16 protein-coding genes and 1 other annotated feature are annotated in these 19,527 nt (G+C 44.1%); of the genes, 4 read left to right on the top strand and 12 right to left on the bottom strand.

The genetic code is table 11. The features are described from left to right. Positions 1-149 precede the first annotated feature (149 nt). Positions 150-578, top strand: a complete 429-nt coding sequence (locus AC58PV_RS10185; protein WP_497432135.1) for a DUF1801 domain-containing protein — start codon at positions 150-152, stop codon at positions 576-578. A 422-nt stretch (positions 579-1,000) separates the two neighbouring features. Here AC58PV_RS10185 and asd read toward each other — a convergent pair whose 3' ends face one another. From asd to uvrA, 4 genes are all read right to left on the bottom strand, one after another. Next, positions 1,001-2,086 carry an aspartate-semialdehyde dehydrogenase gene (asd, locus tag AC58PV_RS10180; protein WP_497432134.1) on the bottom strand — a complete coding sequence of 362 codons (1,086 nt, stop codon included), beginning with the start codon at positions 2,084-2,086 and terminating at the stop codon, positions 1,001-1,003. Between the two features lie 156 nt (positions 2,087-2,242). Beyond that, positions 2,243-2,503: a binding site (T-box leader), on the bottom strand. Positions 2,504-2,572: 69 nt separating this feature from the next. Next, entirely contained in the window at positions 2,573-3,652 is a 1,080-nt protein-coding gene (locus tag AC58PV_RS10175) for a hypothetical protein (protein WP_497432133.1), read from the bottom strand. Between the two features lie 118 nt (positions 3,653-3,770). Further along, positions 3,771-5,294, bottom strand: a complete 1,524-nt coding sequence (locus tag AC58PV_RS10170; RefSeq protein WP_497432132.1) for an MDR family MFS transporter — start codon at positions 5,292-5,294, stop codon at positions 3,771-3,773. 21 nt (positions 5,295-5,315) lie between these two features. Further along, entirely contained in the window at positions 5,316-7,799 is a 2,484-nt protein-coding gene (gene uvrA, locus AC58PV_RS10165; protein WP_497432131.1) for an excinuclease ABC subunit UvrA, read from the bottom strand. 214 nt (positions 7,800-8,013) lie between these two features. Here uvrA and AC58PV_RS10160 point away from each other — a divergent pair, with 214 nt between their 5' ends. Beyond that, a complete protein-coding gene (locus AC58PV_RS10160; RefSeq protein ID WP_497432169.1) occupies positions 8,014-8,451 on the top strand; it encodes a MarR family winged helix-turn-helix transcriptional regulator in 438 nt (145 codons plus the stop codon). A 107-nt stretch (positions 8,452-8,558) separates the two neighbouring features. Here AC58PV_RS10160 and AC58PV_RS10155 read toward each other — a convergent pair whose 3' ends face one another. From AC58PV_RS10155 to AC58PV_RS10130, 6 genes are all read right to left on the bottom strand, one after another. After that, positions 8,559-9,839, bottom strand: coding sequence for an L-cysteine desulfidase family protein (locus tag AC58PV_RS10155; RefSeq protein ID WP_497432130.1), 1,281 nt, complete (start codon positions 9,837-9,839; stop codon positions 8,559-8,561). Between the two features lie 142 nt (positions 9,840-9,981). Further along, on the bottom strand, positions 9,982-10,290 hold the full coding sequence (locus tag AC58PV_RS10150) for a hypothetical protein (protein WP_497432129.1): 309 nt from the start codon (positions 10,288-10,290) through the stop codon (positions 9,982-9,984). A 314-nt stretch (positions 10,291-10,604) separates the two neighbouring features. Next, positions 10,605-11,150: a VanZ family protein gene (locus AC58PV_RS10145; RefSeq protein ID WP_497432128.1), complete on the bottom strand. Its 546-nt coding sequence runs from the start codon at positions 11,148-11,150 to the stop codon at positions 10,605-10,607. A gap of 37 nt (positions 11,151-11,187) precedes the next feature. After that, entirely contained in the window at positions 11,188-12,063 is an 876-nt protein-coding gene (locus tag AC58PV_RS10140) for a M15 family metallopeptidase (RefSeq protein WP_497432127.1), read from the bottom strand. 94 nt (positions 12,064-12,157) lie between these two features. Beyond that, entirely contained in the window at positions 12,158-13,246 is a 1,089-nt protein-coding gene (locus tag AC58PV_RS10135; protein WP_497432126.1) for a sensor histidine kinase, read from the bottom strand. Next, positions 13,239-13,934 carry a response regulator transcription factor gene (locus AC58PV_RS10130; protein ID WP_497432125.1) on the bottom strand — a complete coding sequence of 232 codons (696 nt, stop codon included), beginning with the start codon at positions 13,932-13,934 and terminating at the stop codon, positions 13,239-13,241. Before AC58PV_RS10130 ends, AC58PV_RS10135 begins: the two co-directional genes overlap by 8 nt. Before the next feature lie 178 nt (positions 13,935-14,112). Here AC58PV_RS10130 and AC58PV_RS10125 point away from each other — a divergent pair, with 178 nt between their 5' ends. Both AC58PV_RS10125 and AC58PV_RS10120 read left to right on the top strand, forming a co-directional pair. Beyond that, complete coding sequence (locus tag AC58PV_RS10125; protein WP_497432168.1) at positions 14,113-15,306, top strand: MFS transporter; 1,194 nt, start codon at positions 14,113-14,115, stop codon at positions 15,304-15,306. A 91-nt stretch (positions 15,307-15,397) separates the two neighbouring features. Continuing rightward, on the top strand, positions 15,398-16,498 hold the full coding sequence (locus AC58PV_RS10120) for a GerAB/ArcD/ProY family transporter (RefSeq protein ID WP_497432124.1): 1,101 nt from the start codon (positions 15,398-15,400) through the stop codon (positions 16,496-16,498). A 244-nt stretch (positions 16,499-16,742) separates the two neighbouring features. On the opposite strand, the gene AC58PV_RS10115 is transcribed toward AC58PV_RS10120, so the two are convergent. Together AC58PV_RS10115 and AC58PV_RS10110 are read right to left on the bottom strand one after the other, a co-directional pair. After that, entirely contained in the window at positions 16,743-17,894 is a 1,152-nt protein-coding gene (locus AC58PV_RS10115) for a Ger(x)C family spore germination protein (RefSeq protein ID WP_497432123.1), read from the bottom strand. Next, complete coding sequence (locus AC58PV_RS10110) at positions 17,891-19,399, bottom strand: spore germination protein (protein WP_497432122.1); 1,509 nt, start codon at positions 19,397-19,399, stop codon at positions 17,891-17,893. Before AC58PV_RS10110 ends, AC58PV_RS10115 begins: the two co-directional genes overlap by 4 nt. Positions 19,400-19,527 lie beyond the last annotated feature (128 nt).

Here is a 19,527-nt window from a genome sequence, read left to right as displayed (position 1 = left end):
CACCCTACTTCCACTTGATAAAATGTATGCCATCCTGTCGTATGTATTAGACGATTATTCCCTGATAAATGTTTCTATTTCAAGTCACACTTTGGTAAAATAATCATGACTCACCATCACATCGGACTCATCAATAAGGGGTGTTTGCATTGGCATACGAAGCCAAAACGAAAGCAACGGACAGCAGTGTCCTTGAGTTTATCGAAAATGTAGAAAGCGCTAAAAAGCGTGAAGACGCATATCAATTGGTCGATATTTTTACAGAAGTGACAGGCTATGAAGCGAAAATGTGGGGTCCCAGCATTATTGGTTTCGGCACGTATCACTACAAATATGCGTCTGGTCATGAAGGCGATGCCCCTCTAGTTGGCTTCTCACCGCGCAAAGCCAAAATCAGTTTATACTTTGCAACGGGAGATACCGCTCGAGAGGAATTATTGCAGCAGCTTGGCAAACATGAGGCCGCCAAAGCTTGCGTATACATCAACAAAGTTGCCGATATCAACGTTGATATCTTAAAAGCTTTAATCAGCCAATCGGTCACATTCCTGCAGGAACGCTATCCGAATCATGATTAAAGCAAAAAGGGGCTACCTCCACGTAGAGCCATCTACGCAGGAGTTGCCCCTTTTTGCTTTGTTAAGTGAATAGCCAAGCACATGTGGGAGCAGTTAAGGCCCAAAAAGGGCCTTAACATCTACCGCGCGCAACCATTCCACGGCTTAACGATTCTTTAAGGCCCAAAAAGGCCTTAACATCTATCGTGCGCCGCTCTTCAACGGCCTAACGGCACTGTAAGGCCCAAAAAGGGTCTTAACATCTACCGCGCGCCACTCTTCCTCGGCCTAACGACACGTTAAGGCCCAATAAGGGCCTTAACGCTTATCGCGCGCCGCTTTTCCACGGCTTAACGATTCTTTAAGGCCCAAAAAGGGCCTTAAAGCCTATCGTGCGCCGCCATTCCACAGCCTTAACGTCTATCGAGCTGCCATTCCAAACCTTATTTCGCTTGAATATAACCTTCCGCTTTAAGCAACTCAGCGATCAGAACCGCGCCACCTGCTGCGCCGCGCAATGTGTTATGCGACAATCCAACGAATTTGTAATCGAACATGCTATCTTCGCGCAAACGTCCAACAGAAACGCCCATACCGCGCTCAATTTCACGGTCGAGCTTCGTTTGTGGTCTGTTTTCTTCTTCGAAGTACGTGATGAACTGTTTCGGAGCACTCGGCAGATTTAGCTCTTGCGGACGTCCTTTGTAGTTCAACCAACGAGAAAGAATTTCTTCTTTGGATGGTTTATTCTCGAATGAAGCGAACACTGTTGCCAAATGTCCGTCCGTTACTGGAACACGGATACATTGTGTCGTAATTAATGGAGAACTCGCTTTAACGATTTCATTGTTTACGATACTACCCCAGATACGCAGCGGCTCTTGCTCGCTTTTCTCTTCTTCCCCACCGATGTAAGGAATAACGTTATCCAACATTTCAGGCCAGTCTGTGAAGTTTTTACCTGCGCCTGAAATAGCTTGATACGTAGATGCAACCACATTCGTTGGTTTAAAATCTAACAAAGCGTTCAGAGCTGGCACATAGCTTTGGATGGAGCAATTCGGTTTTACCGCGATAAAACCAGTAGATGTTCCAAGACGTTTTCTTTGCGCAGCAATAATATCAATATGACCTGGATTCACTTCTGGGATAACCATCGGAATGTCTGGTGTCCAGCGGTGCGCGGAGTTATTCGAAATAACTGGCGTTCCTGTTTTGGCATAAGCTTCTTCTAAAGCTTTAATTTCATCTTTTTTCATATCCACTGCACAGAAAATAAAATCAACCCCAGCGGCAACTTCCTCCACTTTCGATGCATCTTGCACAATAATGTGTTTGACATTCTCAGGGATTGGTGTAGCCAGTTTCCATCTATTTTGAACAGATTCTTCGTATGTTTTACCTGCAGAACCACTGCTTGCTGCGATTGCAGTCACTTCAAACCATGGGTGTTGATCCAGCAATTCAACGAATCTCTGTCCAACCATTCCTGTTCCACCAACAATACCTACTTTTAATTTTCTCGACATCCTATATTCAAATCCTTTCACATTCGTATGATATTCATGATAAGCATCTCAATAGTTAATTCAAACAGCTTACTTCTGTGTGCCTAATATTATAACACGTGCATAAAGTTTCTTACGCAATAACAAAAAAATCCCACCCCCAAGACTATTGTAAGTCTTAGGGACGAGATTAATATCCTCGTGGTACCACCCAGTTTCACCGATATGTCGCCATATCAGCCTCTTCAAGTACGACAGGCCGAAGCCTTGCGTATACTTTAGCTCTATAACAGGAGCTCCTGTCACACCATCCCCCTCAATTGGTTCCGATGTGCTGCTCTGAGGCTTTGTTCAATAAAGTTCTCTTTACTCCTTTTCAGCGGACGGAGCTCTCTGTGAAAGATGCCATTTATTTACTCTTCTCTTCAACGCATTTGTTATTGCGATAATATTATCAAATTACGCGAGGTACGTAAACAATAAATTTTGTAAAATGCATTATTTTTCTTACATGGCTCCATTCGGTTTCGCTATCCATCTAGGCCCTACCCATGTTTCAATTAAAAAGCACTCCGTAAATTTGCTACGGAAAAGCCCAATCACGTGTACCTTTTGCGGCGAGAGTGCTTCCGAAAGCGTGCTAGCAACGTGAGGCGAATCCTGAAGCAAAGTTGGCTGCTGAAGGAGCAGAAATGTATCTATGCGTTCAAAGTTGCCCACCTGTTGCAGCTCCAATTGAATCCATTGTGGTCCAAGCCAAGTTTCAACCTGAAACCACTTCGTATCTGTCACATTGTTATAGGTGAGCCAATCCTCTTGAACGGCAACGATTCGTACATCCTGCGGTGAGATCATCCCGTTCATTCCGGTAGATGCATCCTTGGAGCTGTATATAGGTGTATTTTCAAATAAAGTAACCACACTTGGAAATCCTGGTTGAGATGGTGGCGTAATTTTCAATGCCTCTTCCTCGTATCTATTCATCACTTTGTGCATCATCGAAATGGCTTCCGCATTCGTCAAATTGTCTTTCGGGCGGAAATAAGTTGTCGTTACGCTGTCTAACAAACCGTACTGATACGCGCTTTGAACAAGCCCTTGATGCATTTCTTTAATGTCTTTAAAATCTAAGAAAACTTGCCTGGCATCCAGTTGATTATTTGGCCCGCCTCCCTGTATGAGGCTATATGTGAGCAATTTGATTAAGCCTCCTACAGCTGTCTCACGGTTCACATATTGAGCATATTTCGGTGCCAGATCATAGACATAACCCGCAATTAAGTCGCTTTCCTTGCCTTTTGGCAGCTGTACCCCCATCTTCATCATCGTTGCCCAGTTTCCGATATCAATCGGTTCATTATAGCGTGCTGGATTGAGAACGTAGAAGTAGAAAGAGTTCCATTCTTCCCTCGTGATCGGTCCTTCCATCGAGCTGCCGTCCTTAAACGGTATGATCTGCTGTTTATAGCTCTTGAGTTCAGGTTCAACCCAGTGCGACTCTGCCGCGAATGACGGTAATGGCAGCATAACTAGCATGAGCGCCAGCAGGATCGTTATTTTGCGTATAAATAGACCTGCTCTTTCCAATATGCATCACTCCAAACGTTATTTACTATTCAATTAGACGATATGATTCACCAATAGTTTCCATTTTAAGCTACTGAAATATTGAAAAATGGACTGCCCTGAGGCAGCCCTTCAAATCTTAATGAGAAGCCGAATAGGCTTCCAATTCTGCAGCAGGATCAAATTTCTCTTTACTCATAGCGAATGCAGCCACAAGGGCGATAACGGAAGGAATGATGGCCCATGCAAAGGTATGAACGATGGATGAGGACAAAGCCGCTGTAATTTTATCAAGAACCTGAACAGGGATGAGTTCCCGGGTTTCTGGTGTCAATATTTTACGCGGGTCACTTAGATCCACACCTTCTGGCATTTGACCACCAGCACGAAACATACCAGCTAATTGATTGGCAAACTGATGACTTTGAATGATACCAAATACAGTGATCCCTAGCGTCATGCCAAGTGAACGCATGAAATTGAGCGTTGAACTTGCTGAACCGCGTTGTCTTGCAGAGAAGCCGTGGATCGCCGCATTACTTAGCACGGAGAACGAAGCGCCGATCCCTAGACCAACCAGAATCATGTAGATCGTTACAAAGAATCGGGATGAATCCGTGGCTAGTGTCGTGAGCAAGGCTATACCTACTACAAGAATGGCTAATGTCGGAATCATGATGGAACGGTATTTGAACTTAGCGAGCATAGAACCGCCACCAGCAGCCGTCACAACTGAACCGAGCATCATGGGCAGAAGAACAAGTCCCGAATTCGTTGCGGATCCCCCAAGCACGCCTTGAATGAAGATGGGAATGTAGATGGAAGCTGTAATGAATGCGGCGCCAGCAAACATAGCCATGATATTGCTCGTTGCATAGAGCCGGTTTTTGAACATACCGAACGTAATAATTGGCTCTTCTGCTTTACGTTCTATAAAGATAAAGCCTACGATGAGCACGGCAAACGCGGCAAATAATCCAAGAATCGTACTGGAGTCCCACGCATATTGTTTACCGCCAAGCTCCAGTGCGAACATGAGACAAACGATGGAACCTACTAGCGCAAATGCACCGAGATAGTCAATTTTTTGTTTGGAATGCTGGACGGATTCCTTATAGAAGAAAGCGATCATAACGAAAGCAATGAAACCAAGTGGCAAGTTAATATAGAAAACCCAAGTCCAGTGGATATAATCCGTTATATATGCGCCTAACAGCGGACCAAAAATACTCGATAGACCGAATACCGCTCCGAACAATCCACCCATTTTGCCTCGTTTATCTGCAGGGACGACATCAAACATAATGGTGAAAGCGATCGGCATGAGCGCACCGCCACCAATCCCTTGAATTGCGCGATATATGCTCAGTTGAACGATCGAATCTGCTGTCCCGCATAAGGCAGAACCGATCATGAATACGATAATACCGAAAATGAAAAACCGTTTGCGTCCATACATATCAGATAATTTACCGAATATCGGCATACCCGCCATCTCTGCTACCAAATAAGCGGATGTCACCCACATGAACTTGTCAAACCCGCCTAGGTCACCAACGATGGTCCCAATCGCCGTTGCAACAATCGTATTATCCATAGATGCCATTAGAATCGCAAGCAGCAAGCCACCAATAATGATACCTAATTTATTTTCTTTTGCCATTATCCTCATTACCTCCACTTATCACACTATTTGTTTCAAAAATCTACCCGTATGCGACGCAGAAACCTCAGCTACCTGCTCAGGGGTTCCAACGGCAACAAGCTTGCCTCCTGCTGCGCCTCCCTCAGGTCCGATATCGATTACCCAGTCGGATTCTCGTATTAATTCCAAGCTGTGTTCGACAATCACAACGGTATTGCCGGAGTCTACCAACTTCCGCAGCAATGCGTGCAGCTGCTTGATATCCGATGGATGAAGTCCAGTAGTGGGCTCATCTAATAAGTAAAGCGTGTGATGCTTTGTCGGCTTGCTTAATTCTTTGGCGAGTCGGATACGCTGTCCCTCACCGCCTGACAAGGTTTTGACCGATTGCCCCCATTTCAGATAACCAAGACCGACCTCGCACAGCATCTCGATGATATCCGCTATTTTTACTTCTGTCTTTAGGATCTCGAGACTTTCTTGTATGGACATATTCAGCAGATCAGATATGGATTGTCCCTGAAAATGAACCTGGAGAACCTCATCCGTAAATCGTTTCCCCTTACAATCCGGGCATTTCACTTCCAGATCGGGAAGGAAATTCATATCGACGGACATTGTACCTAGACCTTGACATGTTTCACAACGACCACCTGATGTATTAAATGAAAAATGTTTAGATGTGAGCTTACGTTGCTTGGCTTCAGGCAATCCAGCAAATAGCTGACGCAGATGCGTAAACACATCAGTATAGGTCGCGACATTCGAACGCTGCATTCTCCCCATTGGCATTTGGTCAAAGAGAATGGTTTGACCAACATGGTCCATGCCAATAATTTCTTCGCATCCACTTACATGTCCATTGCCTCCTTGCGCTAGGATATCAAAAACGAGTGTCGATTTTCCGGAACCAGAAACGCCAGTAACGGCGACTAAGCAACCTAATGGAAATGAAACCGATGGAATACTGATATTGCGCAACTGTGCTTCCCGGATCGTGATGTACTGTCCATTCCCTGCGCTGCGAAGCCGTTTCGGAGATGGCAGCTCTTCTCGCAAATAAGCACCCGTTACGGAGGACTCATTTGAAATCAAATCTTCCAAGCTGCCCTCTCCTACAACTGTTCCGCCGTATTCTCCAGCCCCAGGTCCGATATCGATGATATGATCTGCAGCACGCATCATCTCGACATCGTGCTCAATCACAAGGACGGTATTGCCTAGATCACGCAACTGCTGGAGTACACGAATGAGACCAGCCATATCCCGCGGGTGCAATCCTGTGGTTGGTTCATCTAGGATATAGAGCACGCCAGTCAAACCTGATCCTAGTAGAGATGCTAATCGCAGCCGCTGTGTCTCTCCACCTGATAATGTCACCGTTTGACGATTCAATGTAAGATAACCAAGACCGACATCCATAATCCGTTTAAGCTTCGTAGGCATGTCATGAAGGATTGGCTCTAGCATATGTTGCCCTTCTGACGGAATCGCTTTTTGTATTTCGCTTAACCACGAATAAACATCGCCAAGTGACCATTCCGCTACTTCAGTGATTGTTGCTCCCCCTGTCCGTACTAGGCGGATTTCCTTCTTCAGGCGCGCTCCAAGGCAATCTGGACACATCTTTTCATGGAAAAAGCTATTATCCTTTTCCTGGCTGCCGGATTCCCCCTCTTTCTCTTTATAGCGCCGCCATAAGCCGGGAATAACACCTTCAAACTTCGTACCTTGGGCTGGCTTCACATGGGGAAAATGTCGCTTAAATGCTTCGCTCTCAACTCCGTAGTACAGCAAATCAAGTTGGATGTCGCCGTATTCCTTCAATGGTTGATCGGGATCAAGTTCAAATCCATAATGCTTGGCAGCCGCCACTAGGATACGGATTTGGATATCACGATGGACACCGCTAAGTGAGGCAACACCACCTTCTCGCAGACTCAGCTCAGGATTGAACACCGCGGGTTCGTGAATGCTCGCGACATGCCCAAGTCCACTGCACGTCTCACAGGCTCCTTCCGGCTTGTTGAAGGAGTAGTGCGACATGCCTAGGTTATCCAATGACACCTCGCAATGAGGGCAGGCAATCGTAGGATGATCCATTTCCTCGTCATCCTCTACGCGCAATCCTTGCTGCTCAAATGATGGCGGTATTAGTCCGCTGCAGGACGGGCATATCCGCTCCCCAAACCGGGAAAAAATAAACCGGACATACGTATAAATATCCGTTACCGTTCCTACAGTGGAGCGCGGATTTCGGTTCGTCACATGCTGTCCAACACTTATGGACGGAGAAAGTCCTTCAATGGATTCGACCTTCGGTTTGCTTACTGAACCTGATGACATACCCATGGATTCCATATACTGTCTCTGGCATTCACGCTGAAGTGTATCCATCGCAAGCGTTGATTTACCAGAACCTGACGGTCCTGTCAGCACGACTAACTTATATTTCGGAATCGTTAATGTTATGTTTTTCAAATTATTCTCACGGGCACCCTTGATGATGATGCATTCATTCATCCTAATTCCTCCTATTTTTCGAAATCCATCTATCTCTTTGCATGAGGGAAACGATTTCGTTATAATAAGCAATATTAATAATATGACTATCAAGTATCTCGTTAATAAAGTATCTTGATAATCAAGATATATTTCATCTTAAAAGGAGGGCTGTCTTTTGTCAAGCCATCAAGAAGTACAACCAACAGAGCTACAAGAACAATTTACCTTACGCATGCGTGGCCTAGGTTCACGTACGGTGCTCTATCAGCAGAATGTCGCTACCTCGCTAGGGTTATACAATAACGATTTTATTTCCATCGATATTCTCCGAGAGAGAGGTCCGATTACCGCGGGAGAGTTATCAAAGCTAACCGGACTAACTACTGGCAGTGTTACTGCACTCATCGATCGGCTTGAGAAAAACGGTTACGTTCGCAGACAGAATGACCCGAATGATCGTCGGAAAGTAATTATTGTGCCTTTATATGAAAATAAGGAAGAAGTCAGTCATACCTACCTCCCTCTTCATAGTGCAATGGTGAAATTGGCTTCCTCCTATACAGAGGAAGAGCTAACTTTAATCTCAACGTTTCTCGAGCGAGCGAGTCATGTGCTTGATGAGCAAATCGACCAACTTAATGCAAAGCTTAGCAGCAAATCCTCTTCTTGATAAAAAAGACAATACCGCCAAGCTCATCAACTTGGTGGTATCGTCTTTTTTGGGTGTATTCCCTCATGAAAAATAAAAAATCCGCCTTTCGGCGGATTGCAAACCAACTAAATGTTTTTATTCAGCATCATTTCAAGGACAAGCTTATCAATATCGGATGTAGCTTCATTACCGATGCGACAGAAATTGTCGATCGTTTTCTCAGCATCCTTCTCAATAAAGCCGTTCGTTGAGGATATGGTCATCCCCTTTGAAGCGAGAAGCGCAGATTGAACGGCAGCACTCGTACAAGTTGCAACTTTCATCGCACAACCGCCTTTGGCGCCATCACACATCATCCCTGTCACATTGCCGAGCATGTTCTGAATAGCGGCTTTAATTTCGTTATTCCCTCCACCGAGCAGGTGGGTAATGCCACAACTTGCGCCTGTTCCCGAGACAGTGACCCCACATAGGGCAGATAACCGACCGAATTTGGATTTAATATGAATCGTCACCAAATGGCTTAGTGCCACAGCACGAATCAGTTGCTCTTCCGTTGAACCAAGCTTCTCTGCTGCGGCAATAACGGGATTGGTCGCGGCGATCCCTTGGTTCCCGCTGCCCGAATTCGCCATAACTGGCATGCTCGACCCCGCCATACGACCATCCGATCCCGCGGAAGCAAGCGCCATCGCATGCGAGATTAGATCATCGGACAAAATGCCTTTCTGCACGTTCTCTTTGATCGTCTTTCCGACTTGGAGACCATACTCATTCGCTAGACCGTCTAATCCAGCCCTACGGTTCAATTCAATGCTTTGCTTAACCAATTGAAGCTCAGCGATATCAACGGTATTTATGAATTCGATGATGCCATCGACGGTAAGCTCCTCACGTTCCTCCTTGGAACTCTTGAAACTCGCGTTGGCACAGCCTCCTGTTTCAACAACCTTGCCATCTACCTCTATTAAAGTAATATTGGTGTGATTATCCGTGATAACAACCTTGGCATAACGATGCGCTGTGTTGACGATGACCTCAATATATAGTTTCCTGGTTGTATCCGCGAGATGAACCACTGATAGGCCCTGTTCTACCATGTCTTGCGCCATAGCAACATCACCAGGTTGTATATCAGCAAGGACTTCTAATTGTTTGTCCGCATTCCCCGCAATAGCCCCCAAAGCCGCGACAAAATCGATCCCCGTTATATGCGTACCTGGAATCCCAACGGCTAATGCATTCTTGATGATGCCGGCGCTGGCATGTACGGTTACTTGTGTTATTGGACCTTGGATATAGCTTCGTGCTTTGGCTGCAGCCAAAGCGATTGCAACGGGCTCTGTACAGCCGAGCGCGACGACCAGTTCCGTTTGTAATAAGTGAATGAATGGATGTGTATGCAAAGTTGACCCTCCTCAACATACGAGAATTGCGAATTGACTCGAATGCTCTTCTAGAATATACGATAGCTACTTGGCTTTATTCAACTACTATATAGGAAAAGTATGTGGAGAGTATGTTGAAACTATTTTAAAATACAAGAAATTAACCTTCAGCCACATCGGCGCCTAATGCACTTGCCACTTCTAACATTCTTGGAATGACAGCTTCATTCGTTCCCGACACATAAATATCTCCCTGATAGTGGCGAAAAGGAATGGTGATTTCACCATAACTCCACATGAAGAAGTCTCCCTCGATGGACATCGTGGTGGCACCAGTCACTGTAAAGACGGAAGTGTAAGTGAAATCCGATTGGGTGGCGAAGTATTGTTTACACGTTTCCAATGAAATGGTTGGTTCGGTTCCTTCTTGTTGCTGAAATGCTCTCGTAATCCGATAGCGTTGACTCATTGTAAACCTCCGTGATTGTATATTTATCATAAATAAATGTATATATGAACTTCTTTCGTCGTTCTGGACACAAATCCAACAATAATCTACGAACATTCTTATGATAGGACAAATCTCGAAGAATGCCAACTAGAGAATGGAGTGTGGTACGAGGTGGGACGATGATGACCTACATCAACTCAGGAAGATCAAAGGCAGCGATTTCGAGGTCATCGATACAGGGCCGCTTCGAGCCTTATACCAATAGGCTGATCTCAAGTAGCAGCTCACTTGAAGATCAGCCTATTGGTCTCCCCTTTTTACATCGCATCATCTTAGGTTATGTTACTTTCTTTCGTCAGCATGATGCTTTGAATATGAAACATACGTAATAAACTTGCTATCAAGGTTAAGCATAGTTTCAAACTGCAATACCCTAGTAAGCCACCGAGCACATTTAAAATAAGATCATCCACATCAAAGCTCCCCATAGATAGAATAACCTGTAAACTTTCCAAGCTTAAGCTTACCCCCAGTGCTCGCAGGAATACACCGAAGAATGACATCCTTTTGGGCCCCGACATAAGCAACAGAAACATCCCGTATGGCATAAATACTGCGATGTTCCCAAACAAATTAATCACATCATGCCGGGTGAAGTTTTCCAGATTATTCATGATTGAAAAGAACGGCTGGAAGTTCGCAAATCCTAAGCGAGTTTGGATATTCGTCGGATTCTCAATCGTCCGCTGTAGATGTTGCCACACTACCGTAAGGTCAATAGAACTGAATTTAAACAAAATGATCTTGAACAGAACATACATATAGAAAGCGAATAAAGCCGACAGCAACATTTCGTTCCATACTTTTTTATTTGTCATAGCACACTCACTCTCCTCAAAATTAGATCATGTAACCTCATGGCATCACCGTAACGATAACCCCATCCATATTGTTCCCAGACAGGTAATACGTACGATTGTTAGGTACTTGGATGGTACTGTTCTGGGTGATCGGATGATACGAAATCTCGTAAATCTTCCCTTTCACCTTTGTTGTGATATTCTTTTGCTGTTTCAAGTACACCAAGTACTCTTCTAATGTCACATTCATCTGCTGCATGATCATACTGTGCGGTAAGCCGACATAGCGGAAATGCCAGGGTTCATATTGAATGCCTGTAATCGCTGTTTTGTCCTTGGGATATCGCAAAATAAACCCGTACTCCGCCGCATGCTGGATCAACCATTCTCCCTCAGGTGCTGAATTCATTTCCCCTTGTGTAGAACCTATATCAAGTCCCAAACCCAGATTATGCTCGCTATGTCCCGCAGGTAATGCATAATTTGCTCCCATATCCTTATATATCTGACTTTGTTCTTTATTGTCACGGTAGCCGCTGTTAATTATGAAATGACGAACCCCATCATTGGCAGCAGCGTTGACCATCGTCGTAAAAGATTCAACAACACTTCGCGACAAGCGAACCGAGTTGTCTAACAGCCCAAATCCTTTAATAAGCTGTTTATTGTCAAAAAGATTCAGAATATCCGGCTGCACGCCACCAGAATGAATCGGATAATCTTTATTGATCAGAACCAGATTTCCTTGATATATCTGATCTTTCATCACTTTAATAACAGAAACCTTCCCAGGGGCAGTTTCCGCATAGGCACTATTCATAACTTGCGATTGCTCAAGCCTATCAGCTCTTTCACGGGGTGCTTTATGCTGCTGGATAGCTTCAAAAATTAGTAATCCAACTATGACAAACCAAAAAACCCACTTCCTCATAACTCGTTTCCTCCTAAACCTGATCTTGCATTTAGAATAAAGAAAACTGTTTAAATGAGAAGTGGGACAAAGATAAAATTTTTCTTAAATTGTTTCAGGAAAGTGGTAATCTGACTTCAAAAAGTGTACGAATCACATTGCTTTGGACCGTAATCGTCCCTTCGTGTTGCTCTACAATGTTCTTAGCAATAAATAATCCGAGTCCTGTGCTTCCCCCCTGGTGGGTTCGAGCTTGATCGCCGGTATAAAACATTTGGAAGAGATGGGGCAGCTCGTCTGGGGGGATACAATTGCCATAGTTGATGACTTGAACAACCGCTTCGTCCCCTTCCCGATGACCGTTAATATCCACGAATTGACCATCTTTCCCATACCGATTAGCGTTCGTCAAAAGGTTCTCGAACACGCGCGCAAGCAGCTCGCCATCCCCCGATATGTCCAAATGGGGTGATACATCCAACCTGCTTATTAACTTACTCTTTTCAAAAACGGGGTACAATTCCTCATTGAGTTGAGTGAGCAGTTCACTAAGATCAATTTGCTTCTTGTCAATGGTCACCATGCCGTATTTCATCCGCGTAATTTCAAAGAGTTCGTCAATGAGCTTCTCTAATCGTTGCGATTTATTATAAGCAATGGTCGTATAATGGATCATTTGTTCTCTCGTCAACTGCTCGCCTTGAAGAATCCAATCCAAATAACCAATCACAGACGTGAGCGGTGTACGAAGATCGTGTGCTAAATTCAATACAAGCTGATCCTTACTATTTTCTGCAAAATCTCCACGTTCCACGGCTTGCTGCAGCTTCTCGCTGGCCATATTGATGTCATCAGCAATATCCTTGAATTCGTCATTCGAGTCGATATGAATGCGATTATGAAAGTCACCCCCAGCGAGGCGATGAATACCCGTGGAAATCTCGTTGAAATACGTGGCATAGCGCTTCGTCAGGAAGAAGAAACACAATATAGAGAGCGGTACAAATACGAGTAAGAAAAAGTTCAAGTCTCCAATTGTATTCACAAAATGACGTAATTTAGCTACAGGATCTTCCCTTCGAACGCCAGCATAATAAAGTTTCAATACACGATAAAGAATAAAAGTAAAAGCACCAGAAATCAGCATGCTGAGTCCTAATAAACCGATCATTTTGGATCGAAAACTGCGTAATAAATTAGCCATTGAATGTATATCCCACACCCCATACGGTTTTGATTAACTTGTTTTTATTGGCATCTTCACCGAGTTTTTTGCGCAACGTTCGAATATGTACCATCACTGTGTTACCACTTTCAAAGTAGGCTTCTCCCCATACATGTCCAAAAATATGTTCGGCACTGAACACTTTCTTAGGGTGGCTTGCTAACAGATAAAGAATATCAAATTCTTTCGGTGTAAGCTCGATGTTCTCTCCATAGAGAAGAACCGACCTTTGATCCGCGTCGATGGTCACCCCTCCTACCTCCAACAGAGCGCTGCTTGTTGTTGTCGATTGACTCAATTGAATCGTTCGGCGCAACTGTGCATTCACCCGAGCTACCAACTCCATGGGGTTGAAAGGTTTCGTCATATAATCGACCGCACCCATCACTAAGCCTGTAATTTTATCCAAATCCGACGATTTGGCACTTAAAAATATGATCGGCATGGGATATTTCTCACGAATTTGCCGCGTCACTTCATAGCCATCCATCTTGGGCATCATAATATCCAGAATCGCCAGGTCAATGGGATGTGTCTCTATCGCTTGAATTGCCTCTTTCCCGTCGGACACTTTAATGAGATGATAACCCTCTTTTTCCAAATGTAACGCGACCAAATCAGCGATCTCCGCCTCATCATCCGCGATTAATATCGTAATTCGTTTCATTCTTATCGCACTCCTCGCACACAACTTAAACATGCCTCTACTTACAATTCATTCCTATTATAACCGATTCAAACAAAAACAGCTTCTAGCCCTCCTGTATCTTCTGAGCTTGAGATGGAAAATATATACGAATTGATGTAAGGGGAGAGACTCAGCTGCTACGTAAGGAGGAAGCTATATAACCAACATAAAGGACAATAAAGATCCCAAACGCGTCTTTCGTCACGTATTTTGGGCTGCTGGGTTTGGCTGGTTATTCGATGCCATGGATGTCGGCTTATTATCTTTTATCCTTGTTGCCCTTCGTAAAGAGTGGGCGCTCACGGCGCAACAGGCGGGGCTTCTCGGTTCGGTCAATTTGGTTGGCATGGCAATCGGAGCAGCTCTAGGGGGATATCTAGCGGACAAGTTTGGACGTAGACCCATATTTTTACTAACGTTAGTCTGTTTTGGTGCATTCAGTTTTGGCAGTGGATTTGCAACTGGACTAGGCAGTATGCTCATACTACGCTTCTTCATGGGACTCGGACTCGGTGCTGAACTTCCTGTAGCTTCTACACTCGTCAATGAATTCGCACCGCCTGATAAAAAAGGACGAATTGTTGTGCTGCTGGAAAGCTTCTGGGGGGCAGGCTGGATCATAGCGGCTGTTCTCGCGTACTTTGTAATTCCTCCCTATGGATGGCGAATAGCAGTCATCGTTGGCGCAATCCCCGTTTTGTTCGCTTTCTGGGTCCGTCGAGCGATCCCAGAATCTCCTCAATACCTCATTCAACGCGGACAACGGATTAAATTAGGACAGTTGTTCACTACTTTTCGAAGAGAGACGATTGCCCTATGGGCAGTGTGGTTCGCGATAGCTTTTTCCTATTATGGGATGTTTCTTTGGCTGCCTTCTGTCTTGGTCGATAAAGGTTTTTCTATGATTCAAAGCTTTCGTTATGTCCTGCTAATGACACTAGCCCAACTTCCTGGTTACTTTGCTGCGGCGTACTTCGTTGAGAAATGGGGACGCAAACCGACGTTATCTCTTTTCCTCGTCCTATCTGGGGGAATGGCAATGGGGTTCGGCTTAAGCCAAAGTATGTCCATGCTTATTTGCTTTGGCTCGTTGCTTTCTTTTTTTAATTTAGGTGCATGGGGAGCGTTGTACGCGTACACGCCTGAGAATTACCCGACAGCAATCAGAGGAGTTGGCACAGGATTTGCGGCTAGCTTTGGCAGAATAGGCAGTGTAATTGCACCCTTTTTGGTAGGTGCACTGGTACAAAAGGACATTGGCTACGCATCCATATTCGGGATGTTTGCAGTCGTGATTTTGATAGGAACAGGGATACTTCTCCTATTCGGCAAAGAAACCAAAGTTCGTTGAGTCGTGCGTTCATGCGCAACTGGCTACTTACTGCATACAGGATATTATGGAGGGAATACTTGGAGAGAAACTAATTAGAAGGAGAACTTGAATGGAGTCTACTGAACAAATATCGGGGAATCAGCTATGCTTATTAGTTTTTTCCTTTATAGCTCCCACCCTCATTCTCGTTGTTCCTTCACTTATGGAGAAAATATCGCATCAAGATGCGTGGATGACGATTTTCCCTGCTTTTCTGATTGGAGCCTTACAAGTTTGGATTATGATCGTTTTATCGAAACGCTATCCAGGGCTCTCCATCATCCAGTACAGCTCCCGAATCTTAGGTAAATTCTTTGGAAAATTAGTAGGTTTTTATTTACTGTATTACTGGATTAACTTTGATTTTGTTATTCTTAACCAACATATACAGTTCATCAATAGCATCTTTCTCATACGAACGCCATCCATTGTTGTCAGTCTCACGTTGGCTATTTTATGTGGAATTGCCGTCTATATGGGCATTGAATCGATTGCTAGATGTAATGAATATCTTTCCTATCTTATCTTTGTACTACTAATTCCACTGCTGCTACTCATGATCGCAGTATCGGATCCTCAATTACTCCGCCCCGTATTAAGTAAAGGGATTGTCCCTGTGCTCCAAGGGTCTATTTTTCCTATTGCATACTTAGGCCAATTTATGGTTTTAGGGTGGTTCCTTCCTTTTTTGAATCAACCGAAGAAAGCAGCCAAAGCGTCATTCATCTCCTTGTCCATTATTTCTGGCCTATTCTGTATAACCGTTTTACCTCTCATTATGATCTTCGGTCCGTTAACGAGAAAATTAGCTTTTCCCGTATTAAGCGTCATTCAATACATTGGAATCAAAGGAAGCTTTGAACGCTTGGAAGCTGTCGCGGTAGCGATCTGGGTGATGGGTTGCTTTATCAAAGTATCGCTCACCTTCTTCATTATCTGTCTAACGATCGCTCATCTATTTGCAATAAAAAGCTATAGAACCTTTATAGTGCCCATTGTGATTCTATCTGTGATCGGATCGGTTTTCGTTTTCGATAATTATTCCACCGATTTGAATAGCTACCTGAGAGATACGTATCCGAGCTACGCTTTTTCTACTCATTTATTAATACCGCTATCCCTGCTACTAGTTGATACGATAAAGAAGCACTGGAAGAAATCAGCGCCTTAAAGTCAATGCTGGAGGATGATTCTTCCAATGTACCTAAACATAAGTCTTGCAGGAATCGTTGTGCTTGGGAGCCGAACATGGGCAATGTATAGTGCCCCTAGAATTACACATAATCCCATTAGACTACTGTAGATTGTAGCTTCTTTAAACTGTTGTTTTTTGAAATATATTCGAGCGCTATAGACGGTCCAACTCAACATGACAATAACATAAGCTATGAACTTCAGGATCATAATGAGGTCTCCTATTCACGTAATTCGAAGGTGGAATGTATCATACCAGCCCCATGTACCTTCAGGTTCACTTCAAGGGTTATGTCCGCTTCCGGAAATCGCGTATCCCAATGATCCCTCAATCTACTCCACTGATCTGGGTAATTCTTGTAGATTTCTTGACCAAAGCCCGCGCTGTCCACTTTTAATTCCTTTTGGATTCTGGTCAAATAGGCCTGAACTTGTTTCTTAGCCGCGTCTTCCAACCCACTCTTAATTAGTTGTAAATTTGCAGGCTCATTGAGATCCAGTGCTGAATTATTCTCGAGTAAGGTTCCTTGACCATCCAGTTGAATATGAAATTGAACAGCATCTTGATGGATCTGTGTAGCGATTTTGCGATTAGCATGGTTGATGACCATCCCTACTTGCCCATTACCCCTGGGTAGTTTTGCTGTGAGGTATCCTACTCTCAACTTGCCTGTCACCCACATTTGTCCTAGAGTTTCTTTTTCATCTAATATGCCAGATAGTTTGAGATCTTTAAAAACGCCAGTCCCCGCCACCCTGAAAATTTGCTTATGGGGGTCATCGAAGTGAAGCTCGGGTTCAACTACTCCTACAACGGGATGGATGCCCTCACTGCCGTACAAGATAAAAAAATCGCGCAATGTCTCCGCAACATCTTCTCCCGAACCCTCCATCCCTCTAACTGCTTCAATCGGAACTGGCTTCAACGGAGAATTCAATTGCAAGATATTCCGCGCTTCTCCCCCTTTTACAACCATAAGATAGGTCTTTAAGCGGTTCCTAGGATCATGGGTGAAAATATCCAGAACATTCTCAATGCCATGCTTGGCCAAGCGTTCGCTAAGAAACACAACACTACGATGAGAATAGAACAAATGGCGTGAGCTCTTTTTCTGAAGTTTCTGATGAATTTCATTCCCATTTTTCCCTATAACCGAGATTACGAATGATTTGTTGCTATGATCAGGGCCACTCTTCCCACCTTCTGCCGATGAGGGTATGGCGATTTGAAGGGTACATAAGATGTCCCCCTCATCCGTTAGATCTAAGGCAGTCCCCATTACAAAGGCAAGATCATTAATTTCGGTACGATCCCAACATCCACTCATGAGGACAACTATTCCAAGTAGCATCATCCATTTCAGTATGTTCATTTGTTCCCCCACGAACGTTTCGCCCAAACTGGTATTCGTATCAGAACATCCCTCCAAGCTGCGAGCTTGAATGGTGCAATTGGCGAAAAGTAGAGAACTCCGAATGATCGAAGTGAGGTCACATGTAACATAATACCGAGAAATCCAAGAACGATGCCGTAGAGACCTAAACTCCCCGCTAAGAACAGCATGGGAAACCTAAGCAATCGGATGCCATTGGCAAAACTATAGCGAGGAATTGTGAAAGCGGCTATACCCGTAATGGATACAATAATAACGACCGGTGCAGAGATTAAGCCCGCTTGAACCGCTGATTGACCAATGACTAAACCTCCAACAATGCTAATGGTTGGACCGATCTGTTTCGGCAGCCGGATGCCAGCTTCCCGCAGGGCTTCAAATACAATTTCCATGATTAATGCTTCAATCATCGCTGGAAAGGGAACAGCTTCCCTTGAAGCTGCAATACTCAGCACAAGGCTAGTTGGAATCATCTCTTGATGAAAGGTCGTAATCGCTACATACAAGGGTGGAGCAAAAATTGCAAAATGGATAAATAACAACCGAATCCAGCGAAAAAAAGTAGCGGCTGGCCAACGTATGTAGTAATCCTCACTTGCTTGAAGTCCAGTCCAGAATGTCATTGGAACAATGAGAACAAATGGTGACGTGTCTACAAGAATGGCTACTTTACCTTCAAGCAATTCTGCAGCCACCACATCTGGCCGTTCCGTGTTATGGACTTGAGGAAAGGGTGAAAATGGTTGATCTTCAATACATTCTTCGATATACGCAGATTCAAGTACACCGTCCAATTTAATTGGCGCTAATCGAGTTTTGACTTCTTCAACCAAAGAGTCCATTGCAACACCTTTCAGGTAGGTGATCGCTATTTTGGTTTGGGTATGCTCCCCTAGCTTGATGTATTCTATTTTTAATTTTGACGTTTTGAGCCGGGATCGAATCAAACTAATGTTTGTCGAAATCTGTTCGATGAAACCGTCTCGTGGGCCGCGAATGACAGGCTCAGATGAAGCTTCATCAATGCTTCTTTTGGATGTGCCTGGTATAGAAACTGTCACTACGTCATTGCTGCCTGTCTTGAGAATGGCCGCATGTCCTTCTAGGACATTTTGAATGACATCTGCAACTTTAGTGGAACTGGTTGTGGTTCCAATGGAAACCAAGTCATCTTTAAGATTTCCTGTTTGCGACGGAATCCTATCCCTTGCCACACTTGTTAGCATGGGTTTGATAACTTGTTCTTCAAGCATATTCGTATCAATTAAGTTATCAATATAAACAATGAGCCAATGTGTTTCTTGCTTAACTTCTATTTTGCGGTAAACCACATCGGAACAATCCTGGAACGCTTCTTTAATCAATTTCTCATTGTGATCCATATCTGTTGAAAACACATGATTATTCTCTTCCTCCAGGATAATGGTTTTCATCGTAGGAAGCTTATCGTTTTTATGGGATTTCCCTTTTATAAACCATCTCATGAAAGATCCTCCTGGTTGACATAATCACTGCTATTATCCCAAAAGTAGTCATATCAAATGACAAGAACATTCTCCCATTCGATTCCTTCAAATTACTTCAAGATACATGAGAAAAGCCACCCTGTGAG

It is taken from the genome of Paenibacillus sp. J22FR83, from assembly GCF_059691955.1.
Note: the sequence above shows the minus strand (reverse complement) of the source record. Positions and strands in the feature narration are given on the sequence as shown.